The sequence below is a fragment of the Polaromonas aquatica genome (genome assembly GCF_042659145.1).
Classification (GTDB): domain Bacteria; phylum Pseudomonadota; class Gammaproteobacteria; order Burkholderiales; family Burkholderiaceae_C; genus Polaromonas; species Polaromonas aquatica.
Map to the genome: position 1 here is coordinate 172,130 of NZ_JBHSRS010000081.1, position 25,322 is coordinate 197,451.

Here is a 25,322-nt window from a genome sequence, read left to right on the forward strand (position 1 = left end):
CTGCGCCCCCGGCAAGCTGTGGGTCAGCCTGCCAGCCGCGCGTTTTGCGGGAACAGCTGCTTGCGCGCGTCGGCGTCTATTTCAGTCTTGAAGGTAAACCTGGTTTGCAAGGCTTCGGCACGCTGCGCCGCGGGACGTGCATTGATCTCGTCAAGGTGCCGCTTGAGATTGGGCAGGCTGGCCCATGTCTCGGCACCGAGGACGCGCGGCAAGGCCCTTGCCCAACCCCAGACCGCCATGTCAACCAGCGTGTAGGTATCGCCCAGCATGTAGCGGTGCTTGGCCAGTTGCGCGTCCAGCAGTTTGAAATGGCGCTCCGCTTCAAAGGTGTAGCGGTTGACGGCGTATTCCTTGGGCTCGGGCGCAAAGTGTTTGAAATGCACCGCCTGGCCGGAATAGGGGCCGATACCCGTGGCGACAAACATCAGCCACGACAGCATCTGGCCACGTGCAGCCGGTGTATTCTCGGGCAGGAACTGGCCGGTTTTTTCCGCCAGGTAAAGCAGGATGGCATTGCTGTCGAAAACCGTCACATCGCCGTCCACAATGGCCGGGGTTTTGGCGTTCGGGTTGATCTTGAGAAACTCCGGCGAATGCTGCTCGCCCTTGCGCGTGTCCACCGGCATCAGTTCGTAAGGCAGGCCGGCCTCTTCAAAAAACAGCGCGACCTTGAGCGGATTCGGTGACGGGTGGTAATAGAACTTGATCATTGCGGCTTGTCTTTCTGCTTGGATGTATGGAGCTTTTGATAATACCGGCATCGCCCGTAGCCCGCAGGCGCTGCCTTTTACCGTTTTATGCATGAAAAGGGCCTGTAGCCACCGTATAACAAGCGCAGCCAGCTATCAAATAAGTAGCAAATACGACATGCATTCAAAGGCTATGCATTCCTGCCGGAACAGCCAAATCCTCGAACCAGCGGCTATCGGCAGCTTCGGCTACATTTGGCCCTGCGTCAGTACCCCGCCGTTTCTGCATCAACCAAACTCATCCAGCATGACCAATCTATCTGCCTTCCCCATCACTCAAAAATGGCCAGCGCAACACCCTGAGCGCATACAGCTTTACTCCCTGCCCACGCCCAACGGCGTCAAGGTTTCCATCATGCTGGAAGAGACCGGCCTGCTCTATGAGCCGCACCTTGTGAACTTCGGCAGCAACGACCAGATGACGCCGGAGTTCCTCTCGCTCAGCCCCAACAACAAGATCCCGGTCATCCTCGACCCGAACGGCCCGGGCGGCAAGCCACTGGCCCTGTTCGAGTCCGGTGCCATCCTGATCTACCTGGCAGAAAAGACTGGGCAGTTCATGCCGAAAGATGCGGCAGCCCGCTACGAAACCATTCAGTGGCTGATGTTCCAGATGGGCGGCATTGGCCCGATGTTTGGCCAGCTTGGCTTTTTCCACAAGTTCGCCGGCAAGGACTACGAAGACAAGCGCCCGCGCGACCGTTACGTCGCCGAGTCAAAGCGCCTGCTGGGCGTGCTCAACCAGCGCCTCGAAGGCCGCAGCTGGATCATGGGCGACGACTACACCATCGCCGACATGGCCACCTTCGGCTGGGTGCGCAACCTGATTGGCTTTTATGAGGCCGGCGATCTGGTGAAGTTTGAAGACTTCCAGCACGTCAAACGGGTGCTGGAAGCCTTTGTTGCGCGGCCCGCCGTCGTCAAGGGACTGAACGTACCCCAGCGGGCCTGAGAGCCTGTTTACACCGGCCTGTTATTCCGTTTCAATGCGCCGTTCCGCCACGATGCGGCGCATGTTCTGGATGTCGTTGTCCACCCGGGCACGGAACTCCGCTGGCGTTCCGACCTTGGGTGAGCCGCCCCAGCCTATGAGCTTCTGGCGGATTTCCGGCTGGTCCACAACGGCTTTCAGTTCCCTGTTCAGGCGCGCCACAATCGCTGGTGGCGTGCCGGCCGGCGCGGCAATGCCCAACCAGGATTCAAACACCACTTTCGGATAAAAGTCGGCAACGCTCGGCACGCCCGGCAGGTTGCTTTCACCCTTGGGCGAGGTCACGGCGAGTGCGCGCAGGCGCTGCTCTTTCAACAGCGGCGCAGTGCTGGTCATGGTGTCTATCATCACGTCCACACGGCCGGCCAGCAGCTCGGTCAGGGGACCGGTGCCGCCCTTGAAGGGCACATGCGTGGCACTGCCGCCGCTTTCAGACATGAGCCATTCGCCGACAAGGTGCATGGCGGTGCCCACACCAACCGAGGTGTAGGTGTAGCGGCCCGGCTCCGACTTCGTACGCTGGATGAATTCCTGGAAGGTCTTGAACTGCGAGTTTGGCGCGACCGACAGCGACAGCGGATAGGTGGTGATGGTGCCTATCCAGCCAAAATCGTTCACCGGGTTGAAGGGCAGCGTTTTTTTCATCGCCGCGTTGCTCGCATGCCCGCTGGGCAGCAGCACCAGCGTGTAGCCGTCGGGCACGGCCTTGGCGGCCAGGTCCGCTGCGATATTGCCGCCTGCACCCGGCTTGTTGTCGACCACCACGCTCTGGCCCAGCCGCTCGCCCAGCGGCTTGGCGATCAGGCGTGCAACCATGTCGCTGCCGCCACCGGGTGCAAAACCGAGCAACAGCCGGATCGGCTTGTTCGGATAAGCGTCCTGCGCCAACGCAGGTGCGGCGACCGAAACACAAACGCCGGCCATGGCGGCCCCGAACAGCCGCCCCTTCAGGGCCTGGAACATCTTCATCATTCGTCTCCTGTTTTTTAAAAGCAGACGCGCGACCACGTCAATTGCAGCCGCGCATCAATCATTGCGGATCAATCTCAGGCTTCGTCGCGAATGCCGTTGCGCAAAATACCGATGGCATCAACCTCGATCTCCACCACGTCGCCCGGCTTCATGAATACGGGCGGGTTGCGTTTGTTGCCGACGCCGCCGGGCGTGCCGGTCACGATCACATCACCGGCTTCCAGCGGAATAAAGGTGGAGATGTAGGCAATCTGGCGCGGAATGCTGTGAATCATCATGTCCGTGGTGGCGCGTTGCATTTCCTGGCCATTCAGGCGTGTGATCAGCGTCATGGACTGGTTTGGCTGGATCTCGTCTGCCGTCACCAGCCAGGGGCCAAAGCCGCCGGTGCGCCAGAAATTCTTGCCCGGCGTCCACTGCGAGGTTGCCACCTGCCAGTCGCGCACGCTGCCGTCGTTGTAGCAGCTGTAGCCAGCGATATGGCTCCAGGCGTCGGCTTCGGTAATACGGCGGCCGCCCTTGCCGATGACGATGGCGATTTCGCCCTCGTAGTCCAGGCGCTGCGATTCGGGCGGACGCACGATGTCCTGGTTGTGTGCAACCTGGGACTCGTTCACACGCAGGAAGAGTGCCGGGCTTTCAGTGATTTCCCTGCCGGTTTCACGCACATGCTCGCCGTAGTTCAAGCCCACGCAAACGATCTTGCCCGGGTTGGGAATGACAGGCAACAGGCTCAGCTGCGAATACTTCAGCGTCGGCTTGTGGCTGCGGGCCACCTCGGCCACGGCACCCAGCAGGTCACCGGCAATCAGGGCCTTGAGGTCTGGCGCCCGTGCACCCAGGATCGGGGTGAGGTCAAGAACGTCATCGCCGGTGACAAGACCGTAGGAGGACTTGCCCTGGCGCATAAAGCTGATCAGTTTCATTCGATTTCTTTCGTAGTTTTATTTAGTTATTTGCAATATGTGCGAAATACTAATAATATCTTGCCACTTTTAATTGAAAATTAACTACGGGTTTCTACTATGAGCATCCGAAAAGGTCTTTCCTTCAGCCACATGGGATTCTTCGTAAAAGACATCCAGGCCATGGCCGATTTCTATTCCGGTGTACTGGACTTCACCATCACGGACCGCGGCCACCTGGACACCCCGAATGGCCGGGTCGAGCTGGTGTTCACCAGCCGCGACCCGGACCACCACCACCAGCTCGTACTGGCGTCCGGCCGGCCCGATCACATTGACTTCAATGTGATCAACCAGATTTCTTTGACTGCCGATTCGCTGGAGACCCTGCAGGAATTCCATGCACGCCTGCTGAAGGCTCCCGTCACCGAAATACTGCCGGTCACACACGGCAATGCGCTGTCCATCTATTTCCGCGACCCTGAAGGCAACCGCATCGAGATCTACGTGGACACGCCCTGGTATGTGTCGCAACCCGCACGTGTACCCATGCCCATCGAACTGCCGGCGGCCGAGCTGATGGCCTGGGCCGAGCGCCATGCGCGCGGCCTGCCGGGCTTTCGCCCGCGCAGCGAATGGCGCGCTGAAATGGCGCAACGCATGGGCATCACCGGCTAGACTCATCTCGATGAGCGAATCCACCTCCAGCCTGGCGCGCATGCTTGCGCTGCTCGACGCATTCACCCCGGAAAAATACACCTGGGATGTGGAGGACCTGGCCGCGCGCTTCAACTACACACCCTCATCGACCTACCGCTACGTGAAGGAGCTGTGCAAGGCCGGACTGCTGGTCCGCCTGCCGCGCGGCATCTACGTCGTCGGCGCGCGCGTGGTCGAGCTGGAGTCCCTGATTCGAGAAACCGATCCGCTTACCAGGGCCGGCATGCCGCTGCTGCAGGAGCTAGCGCGTGAAACCGGCTGCCATGTACTGCTGTCCAACGTGTATGGCAACCACCTGCTCAACGTGGTGCATGAGCCGGGCATAGAGCCGCTGGAGTTGACCTACCTGCGCGGGCGCGGCCTGCCGTGGTTCAAGGGCGCGCCGTCCCGGGCCGTGCTGGCCTTCTGGCCCAGGCAGCGCGTACGCCAGGTGTTTGATGCGACCTTTGGCAAGGAGGCCACCGAGGCCTTGTGGACCACCACCTGGAGTGAATTGAAGGCCATACGCAAAGCCGGTTACTGCGTCAGCCAGGCAGAGCTGGACAGGGACGTTGTGGGCTTCGGCGCCCCCGTCATCCTGGAGGGCGAGGTGATTGGCAGCCTGTCGCTGGTCTGCTCATTGCGCCGCGCCGAATTCCTCAACCCGGTCGCCATAGGCCAGAAGCTCAGGGACTGCGGCGCGCGGCTCGCAGCCAGCCTGTCCAGCGGCGAGACACCGGCCTCCGGGCAAAACACCAGCGCTTAAAAAATAAGCCTCCGGACGCGGCCATGTGCGTTCAGCCTCAACGCGGTTTCCAATCACGCCTGCCATTGAAGAATGAAACAGCAACTGCGGGCCCGCCCTGGCTTATCGCCGGGTGTACGTTGGTCTGATGGCTTGTACCGCATCCTGCACAATTGCGGGCATGAAACCCAAAGTGCAATTTCGCTTGCGTATCTACAGGGATGACAGCATCGTGATCGGCCCCGGCAAGGTGGCACTGCTTGAAGCCATCGCGGAAACCGGGTCCATCTCCGCAGCGGCCCGGCACATCGGCATGTCATACCGGCGCGCCTGGGTCCTGATTGACGAAACCAACAAGGGCCTGAAATCCCCGGTCGTCGACACAGCCACCGGCGGCTCAAGGGGCGGCGGCACGGCGTTGACACCCATGGGACTGGAGCTGATCAGGCGATACCGTGCCGTCGAAGAAAAGGCGCGGGAAGCCGCAGCCACCGATATCGCCGCCTTGACCCGCTTGCTTGCACCGTGACGCCTGTGCATTCAGGCAACAGCATCGATTGACGCTCAGCCCGCGCCCGCCGGCTGCCCCGCGTTCCCGGCGTGGCCGGCCATTGCGGCGGCAAAGCTGGCCACACTCGCCTTGCGCATGGCGATAAACGGGATGCCCTGGCGCGCGCACAGCCGCTTGAGGTTGCCTGCCGAATCATGGTCAATGCAGTCGACCGGGAAGACCACCAGGTCGGCCGCAGCGACGGCGGAAGCCAGCAAGCCCTTGCGGCCTTCGGCGCCCCCACCGTGACGCTGGAACTCACCGCCGTTACGGACAACCAGCCCCCGAATTGCGGGTGTTGAACTGGGCCTGCCGCCTACATAAAGAATGCGGCGGCCCCGTATCTGGGTCTGCAGCCCAGAAAGCACACCCTCCCCCTGCTCACCAGCTTCGCCTGTCTCGCGAAGCTGGATTTCAGCCGCAGCAAGCTCCTCACTCAGAACCTCTGCCTGGCGCCTGAGCAGATCCATTTCCTCCTGCACCCGGGCTGCCTCCGCCATCGCATGCACCCTCGCCTGCTCGGCCCGCTCCCGCCTTTGGGTTTGAATGGCCACAAGGGACGCATTGCTTTCCCGCGCCTGGAATGTGTCGTCCTGCGTTATTGACCTGCCGGTATCCAGGCTTGCAGCCAGTCGCCCCTGAACATCCGCAAGCTCTTCCTGCAGTCGCCCAAGCGCTTGGTCGTGCTCCGTCGTGAGCTCCTGCGCGCGCAGCGCTTGCCGGTCAAGGCGCTCGCGCAGCCCGGCATTCTCCTGCTCAAGCGCCACCAACCGGCGAATGTCCGCACGGTTGGCCGCACCAACGAGGTGGGACAGCATATGCACATCACCAAAGGCCTTCTTGCGGATTTCCGCCGTCACGTCCCTGTGCGTGAGCAGCGCCCAGTAGGCGCCGGGAATCTCGCCCTGAGCAAGGGCTTCGTCCCACAAGGACGCCAGCGCGTCCTCGTCCCGTACCCTGGAAAAACGCGCGATAACGGCGGCATGGCGCTGGTCAAGGGCCTTGTGCAGCGCCTTGGCGGAAACCGCCTGCGATGCAAGTATCACGGCCTCGTGATGCACCTCAAGATCGCTGAGGCCTTTCACATCAATGAAACGCCCGGCAATTTTCCGCAACTCCGCCGTGCTCATGCATGTACCCAGTACCGAGCAATGGAAATGGGGATTGAGCTGGGCCAGCCTTGCACGGCCGGCCGGTATCTCAGGATCAGGGGCCGCATCTTCACAGCAGCGCGCAGATGTATACGCACCCGAAGTACTTGAAGAAGCGCCATCCCGGAAAGCAAGCCTGAAAGGTGGATTGAGCATGTGCCAGACAACAGGCCGGCGGAAAAATACCTTGCCGGCCCTTTCAAAGTTTTGATGAGCGTAATATACGTATAAACACAACGTTTAGGCAAGCCAGGCATGCAGAATTCCCCCAGGTAGCACCCTTGAAACGCCCTCACGATTCGGCATCCCGGCTTTTGCGGGCCATGGCCTCCCCTGTTCGCCTGCAGGTCATTGCGGCCCTGCAGACCAGCGAAAAGAATGTGAGCGCACTGCTTGAAGAAATAGACAGCACCCAGCCCAATATGTCCCAGCACCTGCGCATGCTGCACAGGGCAGGCATTTTGAAACGGCGACGCGATGGCGCCAATATTTATTACAGCATTGCGGATGGGCAGATAGGTTCCATCTGCCGCGGGGTCTGCGCCCATATGTCGTGAGCGGGGCCGCCAGCCCGGTTCCTTTTTCATACAGAAACCCGCATCCTGACTCGGGAGCATGGGTTTTGCCATTTTTTGCATCAAAAATGCCTATGGCCGCCTAGATACAAGCGCAGTTAGCTATTAAATAGATAGCAATCAGGGCATCTCCAGGAAAACTGCCGTTTGCCCCGCTTGCCGACAGCCGGACTTCACGCATCTGGGTGTATAACCAGAACCCCCGGTCACACGCCGTATTTTTGGAAATGCCGCGCTTGACCCACTGATCAGGAACAGGCCAGGCGCACGTGAGCGCCGCAAGAAACAAGGAAACTCAAACATGGGCGCGCAATGGAAAGCAAAAGGCAAGGAGCTTGCCGCAAATGCCAAGGGCAAGGTATTTGGCAAGCTGGCCAAGGAAATCATGGTTGCGGCGCGCAGCGGGGCGGACCCTGCTTCAAACGCACGCCTGCGGCTGGTCGTGGAACAGGCCCGCAAGGTCTCCATGCCAAAGGACACACTGGAGCGCGCCATCAAAAAAGGTGCCGGACTCACCGGCGAGGCGGTGCATTTTGAACATGTGATTTACGAAGGTTTTGCGCCGCACCGGGTTCCCGTCATGGTCGAGTGCCTGACGGACAACCTGAACCGCACCGCGTCTGAAGTGCGCGTGCTGTTCCGCAAGGGGCATCTGGGCACCTCCGGCTCGGTCTCCTGGGACTTTGACCACGTCGGCATGATCGAGGCCGAACCCGCAGCGGCAGGCGCCGACCCCGAACTGGCCGCCATTGAAGCCGGCGCCCAGGACTTCGAGCCCGGCGAGGAAGAAGGCACGACGATGTTCCTGACCGAGCACGCCGACCTTGACTTGGTCAGCCGCGCCTTGCCGGCACAAGGTTTTACCGTGCTGTCCGCCAAACTGGGCTACAAGGCGAAAAACCCCATAGCCCCCGCCAGCCTCAGTGCAGCGGAGCTGGAGGAAGTTGAAGCCTTCCTGGCCGCCATCGATGCGAATGACGATGTTCAGAATATTTTTGTAGGCCTGGCGGCTTGAGGCCAGAGCCTGCAAAAAGCCCTGCCGCCTATTCCGCGGGCTGATCTGACGGCGGGCGTATCCGGGTCTTTTTCACGGTCCCGGACGGCGCAAACAGGATGACAAACTCAGCGCCCGTGGTGGTGGCCTTGCCGTCCGCTCCCCGGTAAACCCAGACCTCGTAGCCACTATCAAACTTCACGACGGTGGCGACTCCAAGCGCCGCCTGGACGTCGGCCTTGGTCGATGCTCCAATGGTGATGGCGCCCTGAGCCTCCTGTACCGACATGTTCTTGTCGAGGAATACCGGTCTGGTGTCTTTGGATCTGGCAAACTCCCCGGTGCCCACACAGCCCGTCAGCCAAAGGCAGGACGCGAGCGCAAGGCTTATGCAAAACAGCGGCTTGCCAGGCAGGCGCGTCATCATTCGCCCTCCATGTATTCAAACTCGACCAACGTGTCATCGGGCCAGCTGCGGTCGCCCAGCGGCAGGAAATAGGTGCGGTCCACCAGGACCTCGCAGTCGCAGTCCGGAAGGTCTTCGCTTAGTTTGGGGTCATCGCTCGCGGCTGCGTACAGCTTGTCTATGGACAGGATTTCCCTGCGGGTGCCTGCCACCAGAGCAACACTGAACAGCGGCTTGTCCGAAAAGAACAGGTAGAGCGGTGCCTTGCGGTCGCAGTAGGCCGGCGTATCAAGCGCGGCACCGACAAGCAGGCCGGCGATGCTGCGGCTTCTGGACACCAGGCCCGCCTCCATCCCCACCCTGCATTCCAGCCGCAGGTCGCCAAGGCGCCTGGTATTGGGGGGCAAGCCCGGCGTTCGGATTTCGGTGCGCCAGGTCATGCTTTGCGCTTTGCGATTCGGGATCACCTGCGCATTCTCGTCAAGGGCCTTTTGGTCGCGGGGTATCGTGAAGGTGTGGTCAGCCGCGATGGTCACGGGGAAATCGATGGTGCTGCCTATCACTTCCATGTCAATCGTGTTCATGTCCGTCTCGCGTCGGCGCGGCAACAGCTTGAATCGCAGCGATGCAGCAGGCGCAAGGCTGTGCTCGCGCTCAAACAGGTCCATGCCCCGAATCATCTTGCGGTAGGACTTTTCGACCGGATCCCGGTTCGCCTTTGCGCTGATCGTCACCGGCGCCAGCGTAGGCCCATTTTTGTCCTGGGCGGTCGCGCCCGCACACATGGCTGCACATACCGCGACCAAGGCGATGTGCATCGCGGTGCTGGCAAGGCAGCCTGGCATGTCACCTCCATTAAACAAAAGCCAATGGTAGGCCGCGTGGGCGCGCGGGCTTGTAGGAAGATTCCAGTATTTGGCCTTCTGGCGGGAACGCGATGCGGTAAATCATGACCGTAAAAAGAAGCGCTGCCGGCTTGCGCCGTAGCGGATTTTCACATATTTGTTATCAAAGTGGCTTGCAGCCCAATAATTATCGGTACATCCAGCTATCAAGTAAATAGCACCCTGTATTCATCAGGATTCAAACCCGGAAGCCACGGTGGCCCCCTGAATGTTGTGCCGGGCCAGCCTTTCCGCAACAAAACCGCTTGCCTTCACATCTTCAACAAAGGCGCGAAGGACAGACAGCGCAGCCTCACCCCGACTTTTTGGCAAACCCATGGCCTGTTGAATGACCATAAACCGACCGGGCAGGAAGCGCAGGCTACCAATACGTTCAACATCCGCCTGAAGCTGCTGCCTGACGCCCGCAGCCACGTCCAGCTTTTGCGCAAGGAGCGCATCCACCACGATCTGGGAGTTTGCGGCCCTGACGACCCCGGCCTGCTTCAATGTCCGGGTCAAATACAGGTCATAAGCACTGCCGCCCCCAACGGATACACGCACGCCGGGCAGGTCAACTTCGTGGTTCTCCCGCATGGGCGAGTGTTCCGGAACGACATAGCAACCTTCAATCAGGACATAAGGAGCCGTGAACGCAACCTCCTGGCCGCGCAAGGGGTCTACCGCAAAGAACCCTATATCCGCCACATCGTCACTCACTGCCTTCACCGACTTCCCGGCGGTGTCAACCACAAGCAACTCGATGGGCACGCCAAGACGCTTCGCGAACGCAAGGGCAAGGTCAACCGAAACACCAGCTGGTTTGCCCATGGCCGCGTCCAGCTTTGCAAGAATGGGGTTACCCAGATTGATGGAGGCCCTGAGGACCCCGCCAGGCGCAAGTTTGTCAACGACAGATGGGTGGATGTTCATAAGATGGCAAAAGTCTCAGCTCAGGCCTGACTGTGCAAATGATTCTCTCAGGCGCGTTGTTTCAGTAGCCAGAATCCCGACGTCGACACCCACCGCTGTAAAAGTGGTTCCGAGTTCAATGCATCGCCTGGCTATGGCTTTGTCACCTGTCAGGATGCCGGCAGGTTTGCCGCATTTCCTGATGGTGGCAATGGCTTTTTCGATGACTGAAACAACATCAGTGTGCCCAGGCTGCCCCACGAGGCCCATACTTGCCGCGAGATCACCCGGCCCGATAAATACCCCGTCAACACCTTTGACACTGGCGATGGATTCCAGCCGGTCAATGGCTTCGAGTGTTTCGACCTGAACCAGCAGGCACAGCTGCTCGCGGCACTCGGCCGCGTAGTTCTTGACACGCCCAAACCGGCTTGCCCGGGTCAAGGCAGACACCCCCCGGATGCCGCTGGATGGATATTCAATGCTCCGCACGGCTGCTTTGGCTTCTTCCGCGTTCTGGATATAGGGCAGCAGCAAGGTCTGCGCACCGATGTCCAGGTAGCGCTTGATAAGCACCGGGTCGTTCCAGGCAGGCCGGACCACGGCAGACACTGGATAAGGCGCTACCGCCTGCAACTGTGCCAGGACACCCACCACATCGCTTGGTGAATGCTCCGTATCGATCAACAGCCAGTCGAACCCGGAGCCCGCGAGCAACTCAATACCGTAGGGGCTGGACAAAGTACACCAGAACCCCAGTTGCTGGTTACCTTGCAGCAGGGCCTGTTTGAAATGATTGAGGGGAAGCTGCATGGTGAACCTGCAGCTCAGGAGAACGAGATGCCGATGGAACCCAGGGGGCCAAAGTCCGCCTGGATGGTATCGCCTGCTGCAACCGCAGTAGGCCGGGTAAACGACCCGGCCAGAAGAATGTGCCCGGCATCCAGCGTGATGCCATGCACTGCCAGTTTGTTGGCCAGCCACACAATCCCCATCGCCGGGTGGCCCATGACGGCCGCCGAAACGCCGGACTCTTCGATGACGCCATTCTTGGACAGCGTCGCGCCTATCCAGCGGAGGTCCACATCCATGGGCCGGACAATCCGGCCACCTGTCACCATGGCGGCGGCCGCAGCGTTGTCCGCAATGGTGTCGCATATGCTGCGTGGAACTTCAGTGCGGTAGTCAATGATCTCCAGCGCCGGTGTGACATACGCCGTTGCATCCAGCACGTCATAAACGGTAACGTGCTTGCCGCCCAAAGGTTTGCCCAGGACGAAGGCCAGCTCGACCTCCAGCCGGGGCATATGGAATCGTGAAGCGGGAATCCTTGCGCCGTCAGGATAAAGCATATCGTCAAGCAGCACACCGTAATCCGGCTCCGTCATCTTTGAGGCCATCTGCATGGCCCTGGACGTCAGCCCGATTTTGTGGCCAACCACGCGAGCGCCCGCACTCACACGGGCCTCTGCCCAAAGTTGCTGGACGGCATAGGAGTCTTCAATCTCCATCTCCGGCCAGGTCTTGCTGACCTGCTGTATGGGCTGGCGGTCTTTTTCAGCTTTCAGCAAAGCGTTTGCCGCGTCCTGGCGTTGTTGTTCATTGATCATGTTTGGCCTTATGGATGTGTGCGCGGCCGGATGCCTTGAAGCCCTGACGCCGCAATTGGTAAATGGGGCAACCCCTTGCCTGAGTGAACACCGCGCTCCACGCGGTGCAACGCTCTCAGGTTCTTGAGAGAACCGCGAGTTTGGGCCTGTCGCCGCTGGCTTTGCCGGTAATCGGCGGCCTGGGCAGCCTTGACTCGCCCGGCTCTATGACAAAACGGTGTTCCAGCGAATACCAGGGCCCCTGAATGTCCGGCGCAGGCGGTGTGCCATCGTCATGCAGAACATACTGGCCAATCAGCGCCTGGGTGACACCGAATTGAACATCTGTTTCAAGGTAAGGATCGTCACTTGAATAGACCTGGGAGAACTGGGTCTTGAAGCCCGGCTTCTGGATCATGAAGTGGATATGGGCCGGCCGCATGTTGTGGCGCCCCTGTGCACGCAACAGCGCCCCCACCGGGCCGCTCAGGGGTATCGGATAGCCTGCCGGCTTGATGCTCCGAAACGCAATGCGGCCCTCAAAGTCGGTGGTGAAAGTTCCGCGCAGGTTCATGTCTTCCTGCCCTGGGTCCTGGTTCTCGTAGAAGCCTTCCGAGGATGTGTGCCACACATCGACCCGGGCATCGGCCACAGGGTTCCCATGGCTGTCAACGACCAGCGCGCCCACAAAAATGGGCACGCCCGGGGTATCGGCCCGCACAATGCTTGAGCCATTGGGCGTGACAGGCGAGCCATCCCGCCAGAAGGGCCCCATCAGGTTGGCCGTTGTCTCAGTCTGTCCCTGGTCGCCATTGTTGAGCAGGCACACCAGCGATGAAATGCCCAGTGACCCCGAGATCAGCACCACCTCGTTGTGCGAAGGCGTGGTCAGGCGTCCCAACTCGGCGATAAAGGCGCAAGCCTGGTGAAACTCGGCTTCGGTCAGCTTCACGTCACGCACAAATGCATGCAGGTGCGTGACGGCCGCCGACAGGACTTCCTTCATTCGAGCATCAGCCGTGCGATCGACCTCGGCGAGGACAGCCTGGGTCAGATCATTTTGGGTTTTGAGGATCATGGGGTAAACCTTGTTCAGGGTGTTTTCCAATGGAGACGTTCACTGGATGCAGGAAGGCGGGCGAGGCCCATCAGTCCAGCTTGACGCCCACAGACTTGACCACCGCAGCATAATTGACTGCGCCTGACTGGAGGGAGGCCAATATCTGCTCCCGTGAGCTCCCCATGGGGCGCATGCCGTTAGGCTCCAGGGTCGACGTCGTGATCGCCTTGATGGCTGTGATGGCATCGGTGTTGATCTTCTGCGCAATGGCTTGCGGCACACCCGCAGGTGCCAGCAGCAGGAAATTAACTTCCGGATTGAAGCCGGGATAGCCCGCTTCAATAAAAGTGGGAACATCAGGCAACAGTTTGCTCCTGGCTTTTCCGGTCACCGCAAGCGGCCTCATGGCACCGGTTCTGAAATGTTGCAGCACCGGCCCGCCAAGGCCGCCCAACACCATTTGAACCTGCCCTGACAGGACATCGGCAATAGCCGGCGGGTAGCCCTTGTAGGCAATATGAACCATGTCAAAGCCTGCCGTTTTCTTGAAGGTTTCAAGAGAGAGGTGGGTAATGTTCCCAACGCCGAAAGAGGCATAGTTCAATTTCCCCGGAGACGCCTTTCCATAGGCCACCAGCTCAGCCAGCGTCTTTGCGGGCAGGTCCCTTGTCACCGACAAAGCCATTTGAAGCTGGGCAATATCCGCAAGTGGACTGAAGTCCTTCAAGGCATAGGGCAATTTGTCATAAAGATGCGGGTTCAATGTGAACGCACCATCATCGGCCAGCAGCAAGGTGTAGCCATCCGGATTCGCCTGCTTCACGTACTGAGTCGCAATGATCTGGTTCGCGCCTGGCCGATTATCGACAAGCACGGGCTGCTTCCACAGGGACTGCAGTTGTGTCGCAAGGCCTCTGGCCAACAGGTCCGACACGCTGCCCGCCGGATAGGCCAACACCATGGTCACGGGCTTGCTTGGAAAAGCCTGGGCTTGCGCCAGGGCTGGGGCAGCCAGCACGGAGGCGAGTAAACAGGCCACAAAATGTCTGGCCCTTGGGAATATCCGTAAACGTTCTGGGATCATGGTTTGTCTCCGATTAAAGATAAATTGTTTTGTCGCGCAGCGATGCCTGGCTTGTGCACCAGGCTCATCCGGCATGACCGAAAATCCAGCTGCCCCCCGCCAGTGCAGGATGAACGAGGCGAATGATCGCTCCTGATTGCGATACAGTCCAATACTGATTTTTCTAACCTCAATACCCAAAAGGTATCAAAAAGAACACAAGGTATTTTCATGATCGAACTCAGGCAGATGCGCTACTTCACGACACTTGCGCAGGAGCGGAACTTTCATCGCGCAGCCGAACGGCTGCACATGACGCAACCGCCGCTGACACGGCAAATCCGGATGCTTGAGGATGAGGTGGGCGCACCCCTGTTTATCCGCACGGCAAAAGGTGTCGAGCTGACGGACGCAGGCCAGACCCTCTTTGACGATGCACCCAAGGTGCTGGCTCTGGCGCAACTGGCCACCGACAGGGCCAAGCGGACGGGTGCGGGCCTTCTCGGCCAGCTGGATGTCGGTATCTTCGGCTCAGGCGTGCTCAACGTGATCCCGAAAATACTTGCGGCCTTTCATGCCGCACGTCCCGACGTGAAAATCCGTTTGCACAACATGACCAAAGGTGAGCAGATTGAAGCCTTGCGCGAGCGACGCATCACCATCGGCTTTCACCGTCTCCCCCCTGCCGAAAAAGATCTCAAGGTTCACCTTGTCCTGCGTGAGCCCATGCTGGTTGGCCTCTTCGAGGGGCATCCCTTATGCGCGAAGAAAACCATTTCCTTGCAGGACCTGGAAGACCAGCCCATGATTCTTTATCCGAACACGCCCATGCGCGGCATGGCGCAGGAAATCATCTCGGCATTTCAGAAGGAAAAGGTACGCCTGTGCATCGAACAAGAGGTTGAAGATGTCACCACTTGCGTTGCACTGGTTTCGGGCCGGTTCGGCCTGTGCATCACCACCGAGTCGGGTGGGAACCTGAGGCTGCCCGGTATGGTCTACCGCCCCTTGAAATCACGTTTCCTGAAAGACATAGAACTTAGCTGCATACACAATGCAAACGATAAATCCCCGGTGCTCGCAGCACTCCTTCAGGTCATACGAAAATTCCCGAAGACTTGATGGTGCGTCTTCTCAGGCCGCAAGCAGGGCTCCGGACCAAAGGTCCGGTGCCCGCGATGACACATCATGCCAAGCGCTTGACCTTAAGCCTCAGCATGCATGGCATTCCCGAAGCTGAACACACCCGGATCACGGATAGGGTCCACATCCACAGGAATCGTGCTCTTGGGCGGGAAGCGCCCTTCCAGCAGCAACTTGCTCAGCGGGTTTTCAATCCGCTGCTGGATGGCGCGCTTGAGCGGCCTGGCGCCAAACACCGGGTCGAAACCGACCTTGGCCAGTTCGGCAACCGCCGCTTCTGACACTTCCAGCGTGAGGTCCATTTTCTCCAGCCGCGCCATCAGCACCTTGAGCTGGATGCGGGCGATGGATTCGATGTTTTTCGCGTCGAGTGCGTGGAACACAACCGTCTCGTCGATGCGGTTCAGAAACTCGGGGCGGAAGTAGTTCTTCAGCTCGTCCGTCACGGCGTCCTTGACCTCCTCATAAGGCTGGCCAACCATGGACTGGATGATGGGTGAGCCGATATTGCTGGTCATGACGATCACGGTGTTCTTGAAGTCCACGGTGCGGCCCTGGCCGTCCGTCAGGCGGCCATCGTCCAGCACCTGCAGCAGCACGTTGAACACATCGGGGTGGGCCTTTTCCACCTCGTCGAGCAGCAGCACGCTGTAGGGCTTGCGGCGCACGGCTTCGGTCAGGTAGCCGCCCTCTTCATAGCCCACATAACCCGGAGGCGCACCAATCAGGCGGGCCACCGAGTGCTTTTCCATGAACTCGCTCATGTCAACGCGGATCAGGTGCTCTTCGCTGTCGAACAGGAAGCCTGCCAGCGCCTTGCACAGTTCGGTCTTGCCGACACCCGTGGGGCCAAGGAACAGGAAGGAACCTGTCGGGCGGTTCGGGTCGGAGAGGCCTGAGCGCGAGCGGCGTATGGCGTTGGCCACAGCCGCGATGGCTTCGTCCTGGCCTACCACGCGGTCATGCAGCTTGTTTTCCATCTGCAGCAGCTTGTCACGCTCGCCCTGCATCATCTTGGACACGGGAATCCCCGTGGCGCGGCTCACCACTTCAGCGATTTCTTCGGCGCCGACCTGGGTGCGCAACAGCCGGGGGGCGTTACCCACATCCTTGTTCGCTTCGCTGTCCTTGGCTTCCTTCAGGCGTTTTTTCAACTCGGGCAGCTTGCCGTATTGCAACTCCGCTACCTTGTTGAAGTCGCCCTTGCGGGTGAACTCCTCGATCTGGGTGTTGATGCTGTCGATCTCTTCCATCACGTCCTTGGAACCCAGCGCCTGGGCTTTTTCAGCCTGCCAGATTTCGTCGAGGTCGGAGATTTCCTTTTGCAGCTTGACGATTTCTTCCTCGATCAGGCCGAAGCGCTTCTGCGAGGCTTCGTCCTTTTCCCGGCGCACGGCTTCGCGCTCGATCTGCAGCTGGATCAGCCTGCGGTCGAGTTTGTCCATGACTTCGGGTTTGGAGTCGATCTCTATCTTGACCTTCGCCGCCGCCTCATCAATCAGGTCAATCGCCTTGTCGGGCAGAAACCGGTCGGTGATGTAGCGGTGGCTGAGTTCGGCTGCGGCCACAATGGCCGGGTCGGTGATCTGCACGCCGTGGTGGGTTTCGTACTTTTCCTGCAGGCCGCGCAGGATGGCGATGGTGGCCTCAACAGTGGGCTCGCCCACCAGGATTTTCTGGAAGCGGCGCTCCAGTGCGGCGTCTTTTTCGATGTACTTGCGGTATTCGTCCAGCGTGGTTGCGCCCACGCAGTGCAGCTCGCCTCGCGCCAGCGCGGGTTTGAGCATGTTGCCAGCGTCCATTGCGCCTTCGGCCTTGCCGGCGCCCACCATGGTGTGCAGCTCGTCAATGAAGACGATGGTCTGGCCTTCATCCTTGGCGAGCTCGCTCAGCACGGTTTTCAGGCGCTCTTCAAACTCGCCGCGGAACTTGGCGCCGGCCAGCAGCGCGGCCATGTCCAGCGACAGCACGCGTTTGCCCTTGAGCGAATCCGGCACCTCGCCGGCCACGATGCGCTGGGCAAGGCCTTCGACGATGGCGGTCTTGCCGACGCCGGGCTCGCCTATCAGCACGGGGTTGTTCTTGGTACGGCGCTGCAGCACCTGGATGGCACGGCGGATTTCATCGTCGCGGCCGATCACCGGGTCAAGCTTGCCCATGCGGGCGCGCTCGGTCAGGTCCAGGCAGTATTTTTTGAGGGCTTCACGCTGGCCTTCGGCGTCGGCGCTGTTCACGCCCTGACCGCCGCGCACGGCATCAATCGCAGCTTCCAGCGATTTGCGTGTGAGGCCGTTTTCCTTTGCCAGTTTGCCGACATCACTTTTGCTGTCGGCCACAGCCAGCAGATAAAGCTCGCCCGCGATGAACTGGTCATTGCGTTTGATGGCTTCCTTTTCGGTGGCCTGCAGCAGTCTGGCCAGTTCCTGTCCGACCTGGATCTGGTCCTGGCCCTGGACCTGGGGCAGTTTTTTGACGGCGGCATCAGCGGCCTGGGTCAGTCCGCCCACATTGACGCCGGCTTTCTCAAGCAGCGCACGCGGTCCATCGTCCTGCCGCAGCATGGCAGCCAGCAGGTGGATTGGCTCGATGTAGCCATTGTCATTGCCCAAGGCGAGGGACTGGGCGTCGCTCAGGGCTTCCTGGAATTTTGTGGTGAGTTTGTCTTGGCGCATGGGATCCTTCTCCGAATTACCGAATTAATTTCAAATGGCCCGGCTTTCGCCTGACCTTCGAATTCTCAAGTAGTTCGGGCTTATCTCCCCATTTTCAAGCGGGTTATGTGCAGACAGCTTGCGCCAGGTCAAACCCGGCCCCTGCGCGGCGTCAGGCGGGCCTGGCCGTCCCGGTCAGCGCTTCCCGTGAAAACCCGGCAATTCTGGCGTAGTTTTCCGAGATTTTGCGCAACTCGTCCTGGCTGATCAGCTCATCGATATGGTTGAACGGCTTGCCGCCGCTCAGTTCGTTGGCTTTCATGATGATGAAATCAGGCGGCACAGTGCGGTTGGTCTCCACGATTTTTGCCGTGGGTGCAAGGCGCAGCTTTTCGTAGCTTTGAAGCGCTACCACAGGGTCAGAGTTTTGCGCCAATTGCTCCGCCAGGGTGCGCCCGTCTATAAGCGCCTGGGCCGAGCCGTTGGAGCCGCGCGGGTACATGGGGTGGGCGGCATCGCCCATGAAGGTGACGCGGCCGAAAGTCCATTGCGGCACCGGGTCCTTGTCGACCATGGGGTACTCGAGGATCTGGTCGGCATTGGCGATCAGGGCCGGCACATCCAGCCAGGGGAAACGCCAGTCCTTGAAGATATCGGCAAAATCACGCGCACTGCCCGACTGGTTCCAGTCGTTCATGGCATCGGCCTCCCCCTGTATCTCCGCCATCCAGTTGATGAGTTGATTGCCATCGGCATCGATGTTGTCGACGATGGGGTAAATCACCATCTTGCCGGTATCGATGGTCCCGACCCGCATATAACTTTTGCCGGTGAGTATGGGTTTGTGCCGCGTCACGCCGCGCCAGGTGTTGATGCCGGCGAAGGCCATTTTTTCGTCGGGGTAAAAGTGCTTGCGGATGGCTGAATTGATGCCATCGCAGGCCACCACGATGTCAGCCCGCACAGCCGGGCGCTGGGCACCTGTGGTGGTATCCACAAAATGAACCGTGGCTCCGCTTTCATCCTGTTCCACACCGACACAGCGATAGCCCGTGTGGATGTGCTGCGGCCCCAGTTGGGCCAGAGCCTCTTCAAACAGGATGCGGTGCAGCTTGCCGCGGTGAATGCCCAGCTCGGGCAGCGGGTAGCCTGCATGCCGGCCGCGCGGCTCGCTGTAGATGAACTGGCCGTAGCGGTTGAAAAACACGCTTTCGAGGTTCTCGATGGCAACAGCTTCAAGCTTGTCCTGCACACCCAGCGCTGCCAGCTCGCGCATGGCATGGGGCAGCAAGGTAATGCCGACGCCGAGCTCCCTGACCTCGGGCACGGACTCATAAACGTCGCAGGCCAGGCCCTTGCGCTTGAGTGCAAGCGCAAAGCCCAGTCCTGCGATGCCGCCCCCTATCACGGCGATGTTGATGCGTTTTTGGTCGTCCAAGGTATGCTCCGGTCAAAACCGTTAGCATACACACAATCCAGAACGTTTCTGTTCAAAACCCCCAGCCGCGACCGGGTAAAAACCCTGAATCAATCCGCAGTGATGCCGTTGCGCTTGATGACCGCTCCCCAGCGCTTGTAGTCCTTGCCGACAATCGAGGTCAGCTCGGCAGGCGTAGAGGATGCAGCATCCAGGCCGCCCTTGCCCAGCACGGACTGGACCTCGGGCATTTTCATGATGGCTGCAATCTCGGTGTTCAGACGGGTCACCACGGCGGCCGGGGTTTTGGCCGGGACAAAAAAGCCGTACCACATGTCGACGTTCAGGCCCTTCATGCCCAGTTCCTGCATGGTTGCCACATTCGGCGCAACCGGGTTGCGCTTTGGACTGCCCACGCCAAGGGCGTTGAGCTTGCCGGCGGCCACGAAGCTCTGGGCAACGTGGATAGGAAGAAAGCCGACCATCACTTCGCCGCTCAGCAGATCCTGGACATAACCCGCTGTACCTTTGTAAGGCACATGCAGCATGTACGCATTGGAGTCGGATTTAAGCAGCTCCATCGCCATGTGATGGGGAGTACCTATGCCTGGCGAACCATAAGAAACATAACCTGGCTTGGATTTGGCCAGGGCAAGCAACTCCTGCAGCGTCTTGATATTGGTTTTCGGGTTGGCCACCAGCATCAGCGTGCCATACGCTGCCATCGACACCGACGAGAAATCATCCACCGGATTGAAAGGCACTTTTTTGTAGAGTTGCGAGGCCATCAGCATGGTGTTGGCGCCCATCAACACTGTGTAGCCGTCGGGTGCGGCCCTGGCCACGAGGTCGGCTCCGATATTGCCGCTGGCGCCTGGCGTGTTCTGCACAATCACCGGCTGGCCCAGCCGCTCGGACAGTCTGGGCGATACGGCGCGGGCAATGGTGTCCATGCCGGTGCCAGGCGTGAACGGCACAACGATCTTGATGGTCTGGTTTGGCCATGCCTGCGCCTGGGATGCGATGGCAAAAGCCATCAGCAACCCACCCAGAACGATTTTTTTAACTGCTTTCATGGTGTCTCCTGATACCGTAATTTAAAACTTTGCGGCGCCGGGGGGATGGCCCGGCGGGCGTGTTGCATTGCTGGCTTTGTGTTTCAGCGGATCTTGAAAACCGTCTCGGCATTGGTCTGGAAGAATTTCTTTTTGTCTTCAATGCTCATGTCCATGTTATCCAGGGCGATAACCTCGTCAACCTGGTGCTGGTAGGGGTAATCCATCGCGTACATGACACGGTCCACGCCCAGCACCTGCTGCGAAAACTTGATGGCCGGCTCCCATGCCACACCGCTGTTGGTGATGTAGAAGTTTTCCTTCAGGTAGTCCCCGGGCGTCTTCTTGATGGGCTTCATGCTTTCGTAGCGTTTGGACGCCACCGTGGCGCGATGCATGTAGTTCAGGCGGTACATCCAGAACGGCAACGCTTCGCCCATATGGCCGATGATCATGCGCAGCTTGGGGAAGCGGTCAAACGCACCGGACGTGATGATGCGCATCGCGTGCAGGCCGGTCTCCACGCCGAAGCCGTAAATCGCACCATCGAGGCCAGCTTCCTGGAAGGGCTCGATCATGTTCTTGGGCAGCGAGTTGGGGTGCAGGTAAATCGGAGCGTCATGTGCCTCGGCTGCTGCAAAGATGTCCCAGAATTTCTGGTCAGACAGGTATTCGCCGTGTGTGTGCGAGTTGATGACGATGGCGTTCATGCCCAGTTGCGTCACCCCGCGTTCGATTTCCTTTGCTGCAGCTGCCGGGTCTTGCGGCGCGACCGAGATCATGCCGGTAAAACGTGTCGGGTGGCGCTTGACGGCATCGGCCAGGTAGTCATTGCCAACCTTCGCGAAGGCGACGGCGTCGTCCTTGTCCATCGCCTGCACACCCGGCGATGTCATGGCCAGCACCTGGCGATCAATGCCGCACTCGTCCATGTGCTGGATACGCAGTTCATCCATGTCGGTCAGGCAACGCATGATGTGCTTGGCGCGTTCGCTGGGGCTGGTCATGTAAAAACCCATCAGGCCATTGAAGCCGGGGTCCACATTGCCTTTGGCGATGATCTTGCGGTAGGCCTCCAGAAGCTCGGGTGGGGCAAAAGCCTCTTCAGTGGCAATGCGCTGGTATGCCGTGGACTTGGGGTGGTGGGCGGGTGTTTTCACTGGCGAATTCATGCGATCTGACTCCTGGTGACGTATGGGTAAATGCTCAGCCGCAAATGTTAATTAACTTCGAATTGCGTGACAATGAGCTATTTTTCCAATAAACCTTTTCCAAATCGTGATGAATCATGGACACCCTGTCTAACCTCAAAGCCTTTGTTGCAACGGCTGACGCGGGCAGTTTCTCTGGTGCCGCACGCCAGCTCGGGCTGGTGCCTTCGGTTATTTCAAAACGCATAGACCAGCTGGAGTGGCGCATCCGGGCACCGCTTTTCACGCGCACCACACGCAAGCTGACGCTGACCGACGTGGGCGACCGCTACCTGCGCACCGTCAGGGAAGTGATACGGCAGGTCGACGACGCCCTCACCGGCATGGCGCGCGCCAGCGGGGGGCTGGAGGGACATATACGCGTGAAGGTGCCGACCACGCTGGGCGTCCTGTACCTCAGCGACATCCTCACCGGCTTCCTGCGCAGCCAGCCCATGATCAGCATGGACATTGTTTTGGCCGACCGCTCCGTCAACCCGATCGAGGAAGGTTTTGATATTGCCATTGGCGCACGACCGGAGCTTTATGGGCGCGTGCAGGACAAGCCGCTGTGCCTGCTCAACCGGCGTTTGTGCGCTTCGCCGGCTTACCTTGAACGCCGGGGCACGCCGCTACACCCGGGCGACCTGGTGGAGCACGATTGCCTCGTATTCATCACTTCAGGCACGCGCTGGGAGTTCAACAGCGAGCAGGGCATGATAGGCATTGATGTACGGCCCAAGCTGCAGACCAACGATGGCGCGGCAATTTGCCAGGCCGCCATTGCCGGCGGCGGCATCGCACTGATGGCCGATTACCAGTCCGGCCAGGCCCTGAGGTCAGGCGAGCTGGTAGAGGTTCTGCAGCCATTTGAAGTACCCGGTATCTGGCTCAAGGCACTGGTGCCCAGCAACCGCATCGAGCTGCCACGCGTGCGCATGCTGCTGGACTGGCTGGAACAAAACCTCAAACCGCTGACGCCATGGGAGAAAATGCAGCAAACGCCGCGTCCTGACGCGGTAAACAAGAAAGCTTCCGCATCACCCGTGCCGCGCAAACCCTCGCCGGCAAAACGCTCCAGGCGACCCAACACATGACCGCAACCATTTCGTCAACCGACCTTGCCCTGCTCTACACCCGCCCCGGCTTCCTGCTGCGGCGGGCACATCAAATTTCTGCCGCGGTGTTTGAGGACGAATGCCGCAGCGTGGGCCTCACCCCCGCCCAGTTTGGCGTACTCACAGTGTTGCACGCCTCGCCCGGACTGGACCAGTCCAGCCTGGCACGTGCGCTGGGCTTTGACAAGGTCACGGTGCTGCGTGTGCTGCGCGGGCTGGAAACACGCGGGCTGGTGCAGCGCTCGCCTGCCCCGGAAAGCCGCCGCAACCTGGCCGTCGTGTTGTCGCCTGACGGCGAAAAACTGCTTAAGCAGGCGCAAAAACCTGCGGAGCAGGCCTATGAGCGCTTGATGTCGCCCCTGTCGCCCGAGCAGCAAATGCAGCTGGTCGCGCTGCTGCAGCAATTGACCGAGGGCCTGGAAGAACACGCCCGGGCATCGTTTGTGCCACCCGGGCAGGCCTGACTCAGCAAGATCTTGACATCAGGCATTGCCGGCCTGTATGCCCCACCTGGCCAAAGCGGCATCATCCGTGACCCGTGCATCGACCCAGCGCGCGCCTTCCGCGGTCTGTTCCTTTTTCCAGAATGGGGCCTGGGTCTTGAGGTAGTCCATCAGGAACTCGCAAGCCTTGAAGCTTTCGCCGCGATGCGAGGATGTAACGGCCACCATGACCACCTGGTCCAGCGGCTGCAGCAGCCCGACACGATGCACCACGCGCGCACCAAAGATATCAAAGCGTTTCATCGCCTCGTCAATCATGGCCTCTATGGATTTTTCCGTCATGCCCGGGTAATGCTCCAGCTCCATGCTGCTGACGTTCTGGCCATCATTGCGGTCACGGACGGTGCCTATAAAACTGCAGACGGCACCTATACGTTTGTCGCTCGCGCGCAGTGTCTCAATCTCGTCGGCAAGATTGAAGTCCCCTGTGGTGATCAGCACGCGAACCGGCATATCAGCCCCCAGTCACCGGCGGAAAAAATGCCACTTCACAACCATCACGCAGCACCGCCGACTCATCGCTCATGACCTGGTCCAGCGCCATGCGCACGGCCTTGCCGCGCGCCAGGGCCCCAGCATGCGCGGGGCTGGCGGCCAGCAACTCATCACGCAAGGCCGACAGGGTGCTGGCGGCGGTTTCCCGCAGCTCGCTGCCCTGCCCTATGGCTTCACGTATCGAGGCGAAATATTTGACGGTGACTTTCATGGCCGCAACACCATCAGGACATGAGGGAAGAAAACGGGATGAAGCGCACCACATCGCCGTGCGCAATCGTCTGGCCCGCCGGGTTGTCAACCAGCCCGTCGCCCCAGACCGCAGACGTGAGCACGCCCGAACTCTGGTTGTCAAACAGTTCCAGCCCGCCAGTCGCATCCTGCCTGACGCGCAGAAATTCACGGCGTTTATCGGCCTTGGTCCAATTGAAATGGGCGCGATGCGCTATGGATTCAGGAGCAAGCCGGGTGGCGCCCTGGAGCTTGAGGAGAAAAGGCCTGACCAGCAGCATGAAGGTCACAAAGCTGGACACCGGGTTGCCCGGCAAACCTATGAAATGGGCGGCCCCCACCGTGCCATAGGCAAACGGTTTGCCCGGCTTGATGGCGATCTGCCAAAGGTTCAGCTCACCCAGGGCCTGCACAGCCGGTTTGATGTGATCCTCTTCACCAACGGACACGCCGCCGCTGGTCAAAATCAGATCATGCTGCTGGCTCGCCCCTTTAAGCGCAGCCACCGTGGCATCCAGCCGGTCCGGCACGATGCCCAAATCGGTCACGGTGCAGCCCAGGCGCTGCAACAGGGCACGCAGAAAGAAACGGTTGGAGTTGTAGATGGCGCCGGGCTTCATGTCGGCAGGGGCGACCTCACCCGGCATGACAAGCTCATCCCCGGTTGAAAACAGGGCCACACGCACGCGCGGAGCGACTTGCAGCTTGTCGAACCCAATGCTGGCAGCCAGACCGAGTGAAGCCGGGCTCAAACGCTCGCCATGCCTGAGCACCACATCGCCGGATGCAACATCCTCGCCACGGCGGCGAATCCATTGCCCCGGTTTGGGTTGCGTCTGGACCCGGACGCCGGGCAGACCGCCATCCGCAGCCTCAGTGGCCACACAGTCCTCCTGCATCACTACCGTATCCGCGCCCGACGGAATCGGCGCACCAGTAAAAATGCGCGCAGCAGAGCCGGGGGTCAACGCGTGCCCGCTGCTGCCGGCCGGAATGCGCTGTTTCACCTGCAAAAGCGTATGGGCATCGGCCCAGTCGGCGCAACGCAGCGCGTAACCGTCCATCGAGCTGTTGTCCAGCGCAGGCACATCCAGGCTGGACACCAGGTCCTGCACCAGTACCCGGCCATCGGCATCAAACGTGGAAACCGACTCTGCTCCGGCAAGCGGCGTGGCATGGGCCAGCAGCTCGGCAAGCGCCAGATCCAGCGGTTTCAATTGAGCGCGTGCAGTATGAGGTTTGGCGTCAATGCTCATGGAGAAGAAATCCGGGGG

The 25,322-nt window shown here is 60.1% G+C and carries 27 protein-coding genes; 9 read left to right on the plus strand and 18 right to left on the minus strand.

Annotated elements, in window-relative coordinates:
* Positions 1 to 23: 23 nt before the first annotated feature.
* On the minus strand, positions 24 to 710 hold the full coding sequence (locus ACFQND_RS17585) for a glutathione S-transferase family protein (protein ID WP_371436440.1): 687 nt from the start codon (positions 708 to 710) through the stop codon (positions 24 to 26).
* A gap of 286 nt (positions 711 to 996) precedes the next feature.
* On the opposite strand from ACFQND_RS17585, the gene ACFQND_RS17590 reads away from it, so the two are divergent.
* The gene (locus tag ACFQND_RS17590; protein ID WP_371436441.1) at positions 997 to 1,701 is read left to right on the plus strand and encodes a glutathione S-transferase N-terminal domain-containing protein; all 705 of its coding nucleotides are present in this window, start codon (positions 997 to 999) and stop codon (positions 1,699 to 1,701) included.
* Between the two features lie 21 nt (positions 1,702 to 1,722).
* On the opposite strand, the gene ACFQND_RS17595 is transcribed toward ACFQND_RS17590, so the two are convergent.
* Together ACFQND_RS17595 and ACFQND_RS17600 are read right to left on the minus strand one after the other, a co-directional pair.
* On the minus strand, positions 1,723 to 2,709 hold the full coding sequence (locus tag ACFQND_RS17595; protein WP_371436442.1) for a Bug family tripartite tricarboxylate transporter substrate binding protein: 987 nt from the start codon (positions 2,707 to 2,709) through the stop codon (positions 1,723 to 1,725).
* Between the two features lie 77 nt (positions 2,710 to 2,786).
* Positions 2,787 to 3,638 carry a fumarylacetoacetate hydrolase family protein gene (locus ACFQND_RS17600; protein ID WP_371436443.1) on the minus strand — a complete coding sequence of 284 codons (852 nt, stop codon included), beginning with the start codon at positions 3,636 to 3,638 and terminating at the stop codon, positions 2,787 to 2,789.
* A 99-nt stretch (positions 3,639 to 3,737) separates the two neighbouring features.
* On the opposite strand from ACFQND_RS17600, the gene ACFQND_RS17605 reads away from it, so the two are divergent.
* From ACFQND_RS17605 to ACFQND_RS17615, 3 genes are all read left to right on the plus strand, one after another.
* Complete coding sequence (locus tag ACFQND_RS17605; RefSeq protein ID WP_371436444.1) at positions 3,738 to 4,295, plus strand: VOC family protein; 558 nt, start codon at positions 3,738 to 3,740, stop codon at positions 4,293 to 4,295.
* Positions 4,296 to 4,305: 10 nt separating this feature from the next.
* Positions 4,306 to 5,082: an IclR family transcriptional regulator gene (locus tag ACFQND_RS17610; protein WP_371436445.1), complete on the plus strand. Its 777-nt coding sequence runs from the start codon at positions 4,306 to 4,308 to the stop codon at positions 5,080 to 5,082.
* Positions 5,083 to 5,242: 160 nt separating this feature from the next.
* Entirely contained in the window at positions 5,243 to 5,590 is a 348-nt protein-coding gene (locus tag ACFQND_RS17615) for a winged helix-turn-helix domain-containing protein (RefSeq protein ID WP_371436446.1), read from the plus strand.
* A gap of 35 nt (positions 5,591 to 5,625) precedes the next feature.
* Here ACFQND_RS17615 and ACFQND_RS17620 read toward each other — a convergent pair whose 3' ends face one another.
* A complete protein-coding gene (locus tag ACFQND_RS17620) occupies positions 5,626 to 6,741 on the minus strand; it encodes a DUF2325 domain-containing protein (RefSeq protein WP_371436447.1) in 1,116 nt (371 codons plus the stop codon).
* A gap of 302 nt (positions 6,742 to 7,043) precedes the next feature.
* Here ACFQND_RS17620 and ACFQND_RS17625 point away from each other — a divergent pair, with 302 nt between their 5' ends.
* Together ACFQND_RS17625 and ACFQND_RS17630 are read left to right on the plus strand one after the other, a co-directional pair.
* Positions 7,044 to 7,319, plus strand: a complete 276-nt coding sequence (locus tag ACFQND_RS17625) for an ArsR/SmtB family transcription factor (protein WP_371436448.1) — start codon at positions 7,044 to 7,046, stop codon at positions 7,317 to 7,319.
* Positions 7,320 to 7,638: 319 nt separating this feature from the next.
* Positions 7,639 to 8,352: a YebC/PmpR family DNA-binding transcriptional regulator gene (locus tag ACFQND_RS17630; protein ID WP_371436449.1), complete on the plus strand. Its 714-nt coding sequence runs from the start codon at positions 7,639 to 7,641 to the stop codon at positions 8,350 to 8,352.
* A gap of 28 nt (positions 8,353 to 8,380) precedes the next feature.
* On the opposite strand, the gene ACFQND_RS17635 is transcribed toward ACFQND_RS17630, so the two are convergent.
* From ACFQND_RS17635 to ACFQND_RS17665, 7 genes are all read right to left on the minus strand, one after another.
* Positions 8,381 to 8,755: a hypothetical protein gene (locus tag ACFQND_RS17635; protein WP_371436450.1), complete on the minus strand. Its 375-nt coding sequence runs from the start codon at positions 8,753 to 8,755 to the stop codon at positions 8,381 to 8,383.
* Positions 8,755 to 9,582: a hypothetical protein gene (locus ACFQND_RS17640; RefSeq protein ID WP_371436451.1), complete on the minus strand. Its 828-nt coding sequence runs from the start codon at positions 9,580 to 9,582 to the stop codon at positions 8,755 to 8,757. The genes ACFQND_RS17635 and ACFQND_RS17640 overlap by 1 nt, the downstream gene beginning before the upstream one ends.
* A 231-nt stretch (positions 9,583 to 9,813) precedes the next feature.
* Positions 9,814 to 10,554: a transporter substrate-binding domain-containing protein gene (locus ACFQND_RS17645; RefSeq protein WP_371436452.1), complete on the minus strand. Its 741-nt coding sequence runs from the start codon at positions 10,552 to 10,554 to the stop codon at positions 9,814 to 9,816.
* 15 nt (positions 10,555 to 10,569) lie between these two features.
* Positions 10,570 to 11,346 carry an aldolase/citrate lyase family protein gene (locus ACFQND_RS17650; RefSeq protein WP_371436453.1) on the minus strand — a complete coding sequence of 259 codons (777 nt, stop codon included), beginning with the start codon at positions 11,344 to 11,346 and terminating at the stop codon, positions 10,570 to 10,572.
* 14 nt (positions 11,347 to 11,360) lie between these two features.
* Positions 11,361 to 12,143, minus strand: coding sequence for a 2-oxo-hept-4-ene-1,7-dioate hydratase (gene hpaH, locus ACFQND_RS17655; RefSeq protein ID WP_371436454.1), 783 nt, complete (start codon positions 12,141 to 12,143; stop codon positions 11,361 to 11,363).
* 115 nt (positions 12,144 to 12,258) lie between these two features.
* Positions 12,259 to 13,200 (minus strand): dioxygenase family protein, encoded by a 942-nt coding sequence (locus ACFQND_RS17660; protein ID WP_371436455.1) that lies wholly within the window; start codon positions 13,198 to 13,200, stop codon positions 12,259 to 12,261.
* Between the two features lie 70 nt (positions 13,201 to 13,270).
* On the minus strand, positions 13,271 to 14,446 hold the full coding sequence (locus ACFQND_RS17665) for a tripartite tricarboxylate transporter substrate binding protein (protein ID WP_371436456.1): 1,176 nt from the start codon (positions 14,444 to 14,446) through the stop codon (positions 13,271 to 13,273).
* Between the two features lie 33 nt (positions 14,447 to 14,479).
* On the opposite strand from ACFQND_RS17665, the gene ACFQND_RS17670 reads away from it, so the two are divergent.
* Positions 14,480 to 15,367, plus strand: a complete 888-nt coding sequence (locus ACFQND_RS17670) for a LysR substrate-binding domain-containing protein (protein ID WP_371436474.1) — start codon at positions 14,480 to 14,482, stop codon at positions 15,365 to 15,367.
* 83 nt (positions 15,368 to 15,450) lie between these two features.
* Here ACFQND_RS17670 and clpB read toward each other — a convergent pair whose 3' ends face one another.
* The 4 genes from clpB to ACFQND_RS17690 all read right to left on the minus strand — a co-directional run bounded on the left by clpB (position 15,451) and on the right by ACFQND_RS17690 (position 21,683).
* A complete protein-coding gene (gene clpB, locus ACFQND_RS17675) occupies positions 15,451 to 18,060 on the minus strand; it encodes an ATP-dependent chaperone ClpB (protein WP_371436457.1) in 2,610 nt (869 codons plus the stop codon).
* 151 nt (positions 18,061 to 18,211) lie between these two features.
* Positions 18,212 to 19,459, minus strand: a complete 1,248-nt coding sequence (locus tag ACFQND_RS17680) for a flavin-dependent oxidoreductase (protein ID WP_371436475.1) — start codon at positions 19,457 to 19,459, stop codon at positions 18,212 to 18,214.
* A 107-nt stretch (positions 19,460 to 19,566) separates the two neighbouring features.
* Complete coding sequence (locus ACFQND_RS17685) at positions 19,567 to 20,532, minus strand: Bug family tripartite tricarboxylate transporter substrate binding protein (protein WP_371436458.1); 966 nt, start codon at positions 20,530 to 20,532, stop codon at positions 19,567 to 19,569.
* An 83-nt stretch (positions 20,533 to 20,615) separates the two neighbouring features.
* Entirely contained in the window at positions 20,616 to 21,683 is a 1,068-nt protein-coding gene (locus ACFQND_RS17690; RefSeq protein ID WP_371436459.1) for an amidohydrolase family protein, read from the minus strand.
* 116 nt (positions 21,684 to 21,799) lie between these two features.
* Between ACFQND_RS17690 and ACFQND_RS17695 the strand changes: the two genes are divergently transcribed.
* Both ACFQND_RS17695 and ACFQND_RS17700 read left to right on the plus strand, forming a co-directional pair.
* Entirely contained in the window at positions 21,800 to 22,798 is a 999-nt protein-coding gene (locus tag ACFQND_RS17695) for a LysR family transcriptional regulator (protein WP_371436460.1), read from the plus strand.
* Positions 22,795 to 23,283 carry a MarR family winged helix-turn-helix transcriptional regulator gene (locus ACFQND_RS17700; protein WP_371436461.1) on the plus strand — a complete coding sequence of 163 codons (489 nt, stop codon included), beginning with the start codon at positions 22,795 to 22,797 and terminating at the stop codon, positions 23,281 to 23,283. The genes ACFQND_RS17695 and ACFQND_RS17700 overlap by 4 nt, the downstream gene beginning before the upstream one ends.
* Before the next feature lie 18 nt (positions 23,284 to 23,301).
* Here the strand turns inward: ACFQND_RS17700 and ACFQND_RS17705 are convergent, their stop codons facing one another.
* Genes ACFQND_RS17705 through ACFQND_RS17715 form a run of 3 tightly spaced genes read right to left on the minus strand, consistent with a single transcriptional unit; the run spans position 23,302 to position 25,304 of the window.
* On the minus strand, positions 23,302 to 23,775 hold the full coding sequence (locus tag ACFQND_RS17705; protein ID WP_371436462.1) for a molybdenum cofactor biosynthesis protein MoaE: 474 nt from the start codon (positions 23,773 to 23,775) through the stop codon (positions 23,302 to 23,304).
* Between the two features lies 1 nt (position 23,776).
* Positions 23,777 to 24,028: a MoaD/ThiS family protein gene (locus tag ACFQND_RS17710; protein WP_371436463.1), complete on the minus strand. Its 252-nt coding sequence runs from the start codon at positions 24,026 to 24,028 to the stop codon at positions 23,777 to 23,779.
* Between the two features lie 13 nt (positions 24,029 to 24,041).
* Entirely contained in the window at positions 24,042 to 25,304 is a 1,263-nt protein-coding gene (locus ACFQND_RS17715; protein ID WP_371436464.1) for a molybdopterin molybdotransferase MoeA, read from the minus strand.
* Between the last annotated feature and the right edge of the window lie 18 nt (positions 25,305 to 25,322).

Bases quoted from the DNA above. Each gene is read 5' to 3' on its own strand.
- ACFQND_RS17585 (WP_371436440.1), bottom strand. From the start codon at position 710: ATGATCAAGTTCTATTACCACCCGTCACCGAATCCGCTCAAGGTCGCG.
- ACFQND_RS17590 (WP_371436441.1), top strand. From the start codon at position 997: ATGACCAATCTATCTGCCTTCCCCATCACTCAAAAATGGCCAGCGCAA.
- ACFQND_RS17595 (WP_371436442.1), bottom strand. From the start codon at position 2,709: ATGAAGATGTTCCAGGCCCTGAAGGGGCGGCTGTTCGGGGCCGCCATG.
- ACFQND_RS17600 (WP_371436443.1), bottom strand. From the start codon at position 3,638: ATGAAACTGATCAGCTTTATGCGCCAGGGCAAGTCCTCCTACGGTCTT.
- ACFQND_RS17605 (WP_371436444.1), top strand. From the start codon at position 3,738: ATGAGCATCCGAAAAGGTCTTTCCTTCAGCCACATGGGATTCTTCGTA.
- ACFQND_RS17610 (WP_371436445.1), top strand. From the start codon at position 4,306: ATGAGCGAATCCACCTCCAGCCTGGCGCGCATGCTTGCGCTGCTCGAC.
- ACFQND_RS17615 (WP_371436446.1), top strand. From the start codon at position 5,243: ATGAAACCCAAAGTGCAATTTCGCTTGCGTATCTACAGGGATGACAGC.
- ACFQND_RS17620 (WP_371436447.1), bottom strand. From the start codon at position 6,741: ATGAGCACGGCGGAGTTGCGGAAAATTGCCGGGCGTTTCATTGATGTG.
- ACFQND_RS17630 (WP_371436449.1), top strand. From the start codon at position 7,639: ATGGGCGCGCAATGGAAAGCAAAAGGCAAGGAGCTTGCCGCAAATGCC.
- ACFQND_RS17635 (WP_371436450.1), bottom strand. From the start codon at position 8,755: ATGACGCGCCTGCCTGGCAAGCCGCTGTTTTGCATAAGCCTTGCGCTC.
- ACFQND_RS17640 (WP_371436451.1), bottom strand. From the start codon at position 9,582: ATGCCAGGCTGCCTTGCCAGCACCGCGATGCACATCGCCTTGGTCGCG.
- ACFQND_RS17645 (WP_371436452.1), bottom strand. From the start codon at position 10,554: ATGAACATCCACCCATCTGTCGTTGACAAACTTGCGCCTGGCGGGGTC.
- ACFQND_RS17650 (WP_371436453.1), bottom strand. From the start codon at position 11,346: ATGCAGCTTCCCCTCAATCATTTCAAACAGGCCCTGCTGCAAGGTAAC.
- hpaH (WP_371436454.1), bottom strand. From the start codon at position 12,143: ATGATCAATGAACAACAACGCCAGGACGCGGCAAACGCTTTGCTGAAA.
- ACFQND_RS17660 (WP_371436455.1), bottom strand. From the start codon at position 13,200: ATGATCCTCAAAACCCAAAATGATCTGACCCAGGCTGTCCTCGCCGAG.
- clpB (WP_371436457.1), bottom strand. From the start codon at position 18,060: ATGCGCCAAGACAAACTCACCACAAAATTCCAGGAAGCCCTGAGCGAC.
- ACFQND_RS17685 (WP_371436458.1), bottom strand. From the start codon at position 20,532: ATGAAAGCAGTTAAAAAAATCGTTCTGGGTGGGTTGCTGATGGCTTTT.
- ACFQND_RS17690 (WP_371436459.1), bottom strand. From the start codon at position 21,683: ATGAATTCGCCAGTGAAAACACCCGCCCACCACCCCAAGTCCACGGCA.
- ACFQND_RS17695 (WP_371436460.1), top strand. From the start codon at position 21,800: ATGGACACCCTGTCTAACCTCAAAGCCTTTGTTGCAACGGCTGACGCG.
- ACFQND_RS17700 (WP_371436461.1), top strand. From the start codon at position 22,795: ATGACCGCAACCATTTCGTCAACCGACCTTGCCCTGCTCTACACCCGC.
- ACFQND_RS17705 (WP_371436462.1), bottom strand. From the start codon at position 23,775: ATGCCGGTTCGCGTGCTGATCACCACAGGGGACTTCAATCTTGCCGAC.
- ACFQND_RS17710 (WP_371436463.1), bottom strand. From the start codon at position 24,028: ATGAAAGTCACCGTCAAATATTTCGCCTCGATACGTGAAGCCATAGGG.
- ACFQND_RS17715 (WP_371436464.1), bottom strand. From the start codon at position 25,304: ATGAGCATTGACGCCAAACCTCATACTGCACGCGCTCAATTGAAACCG.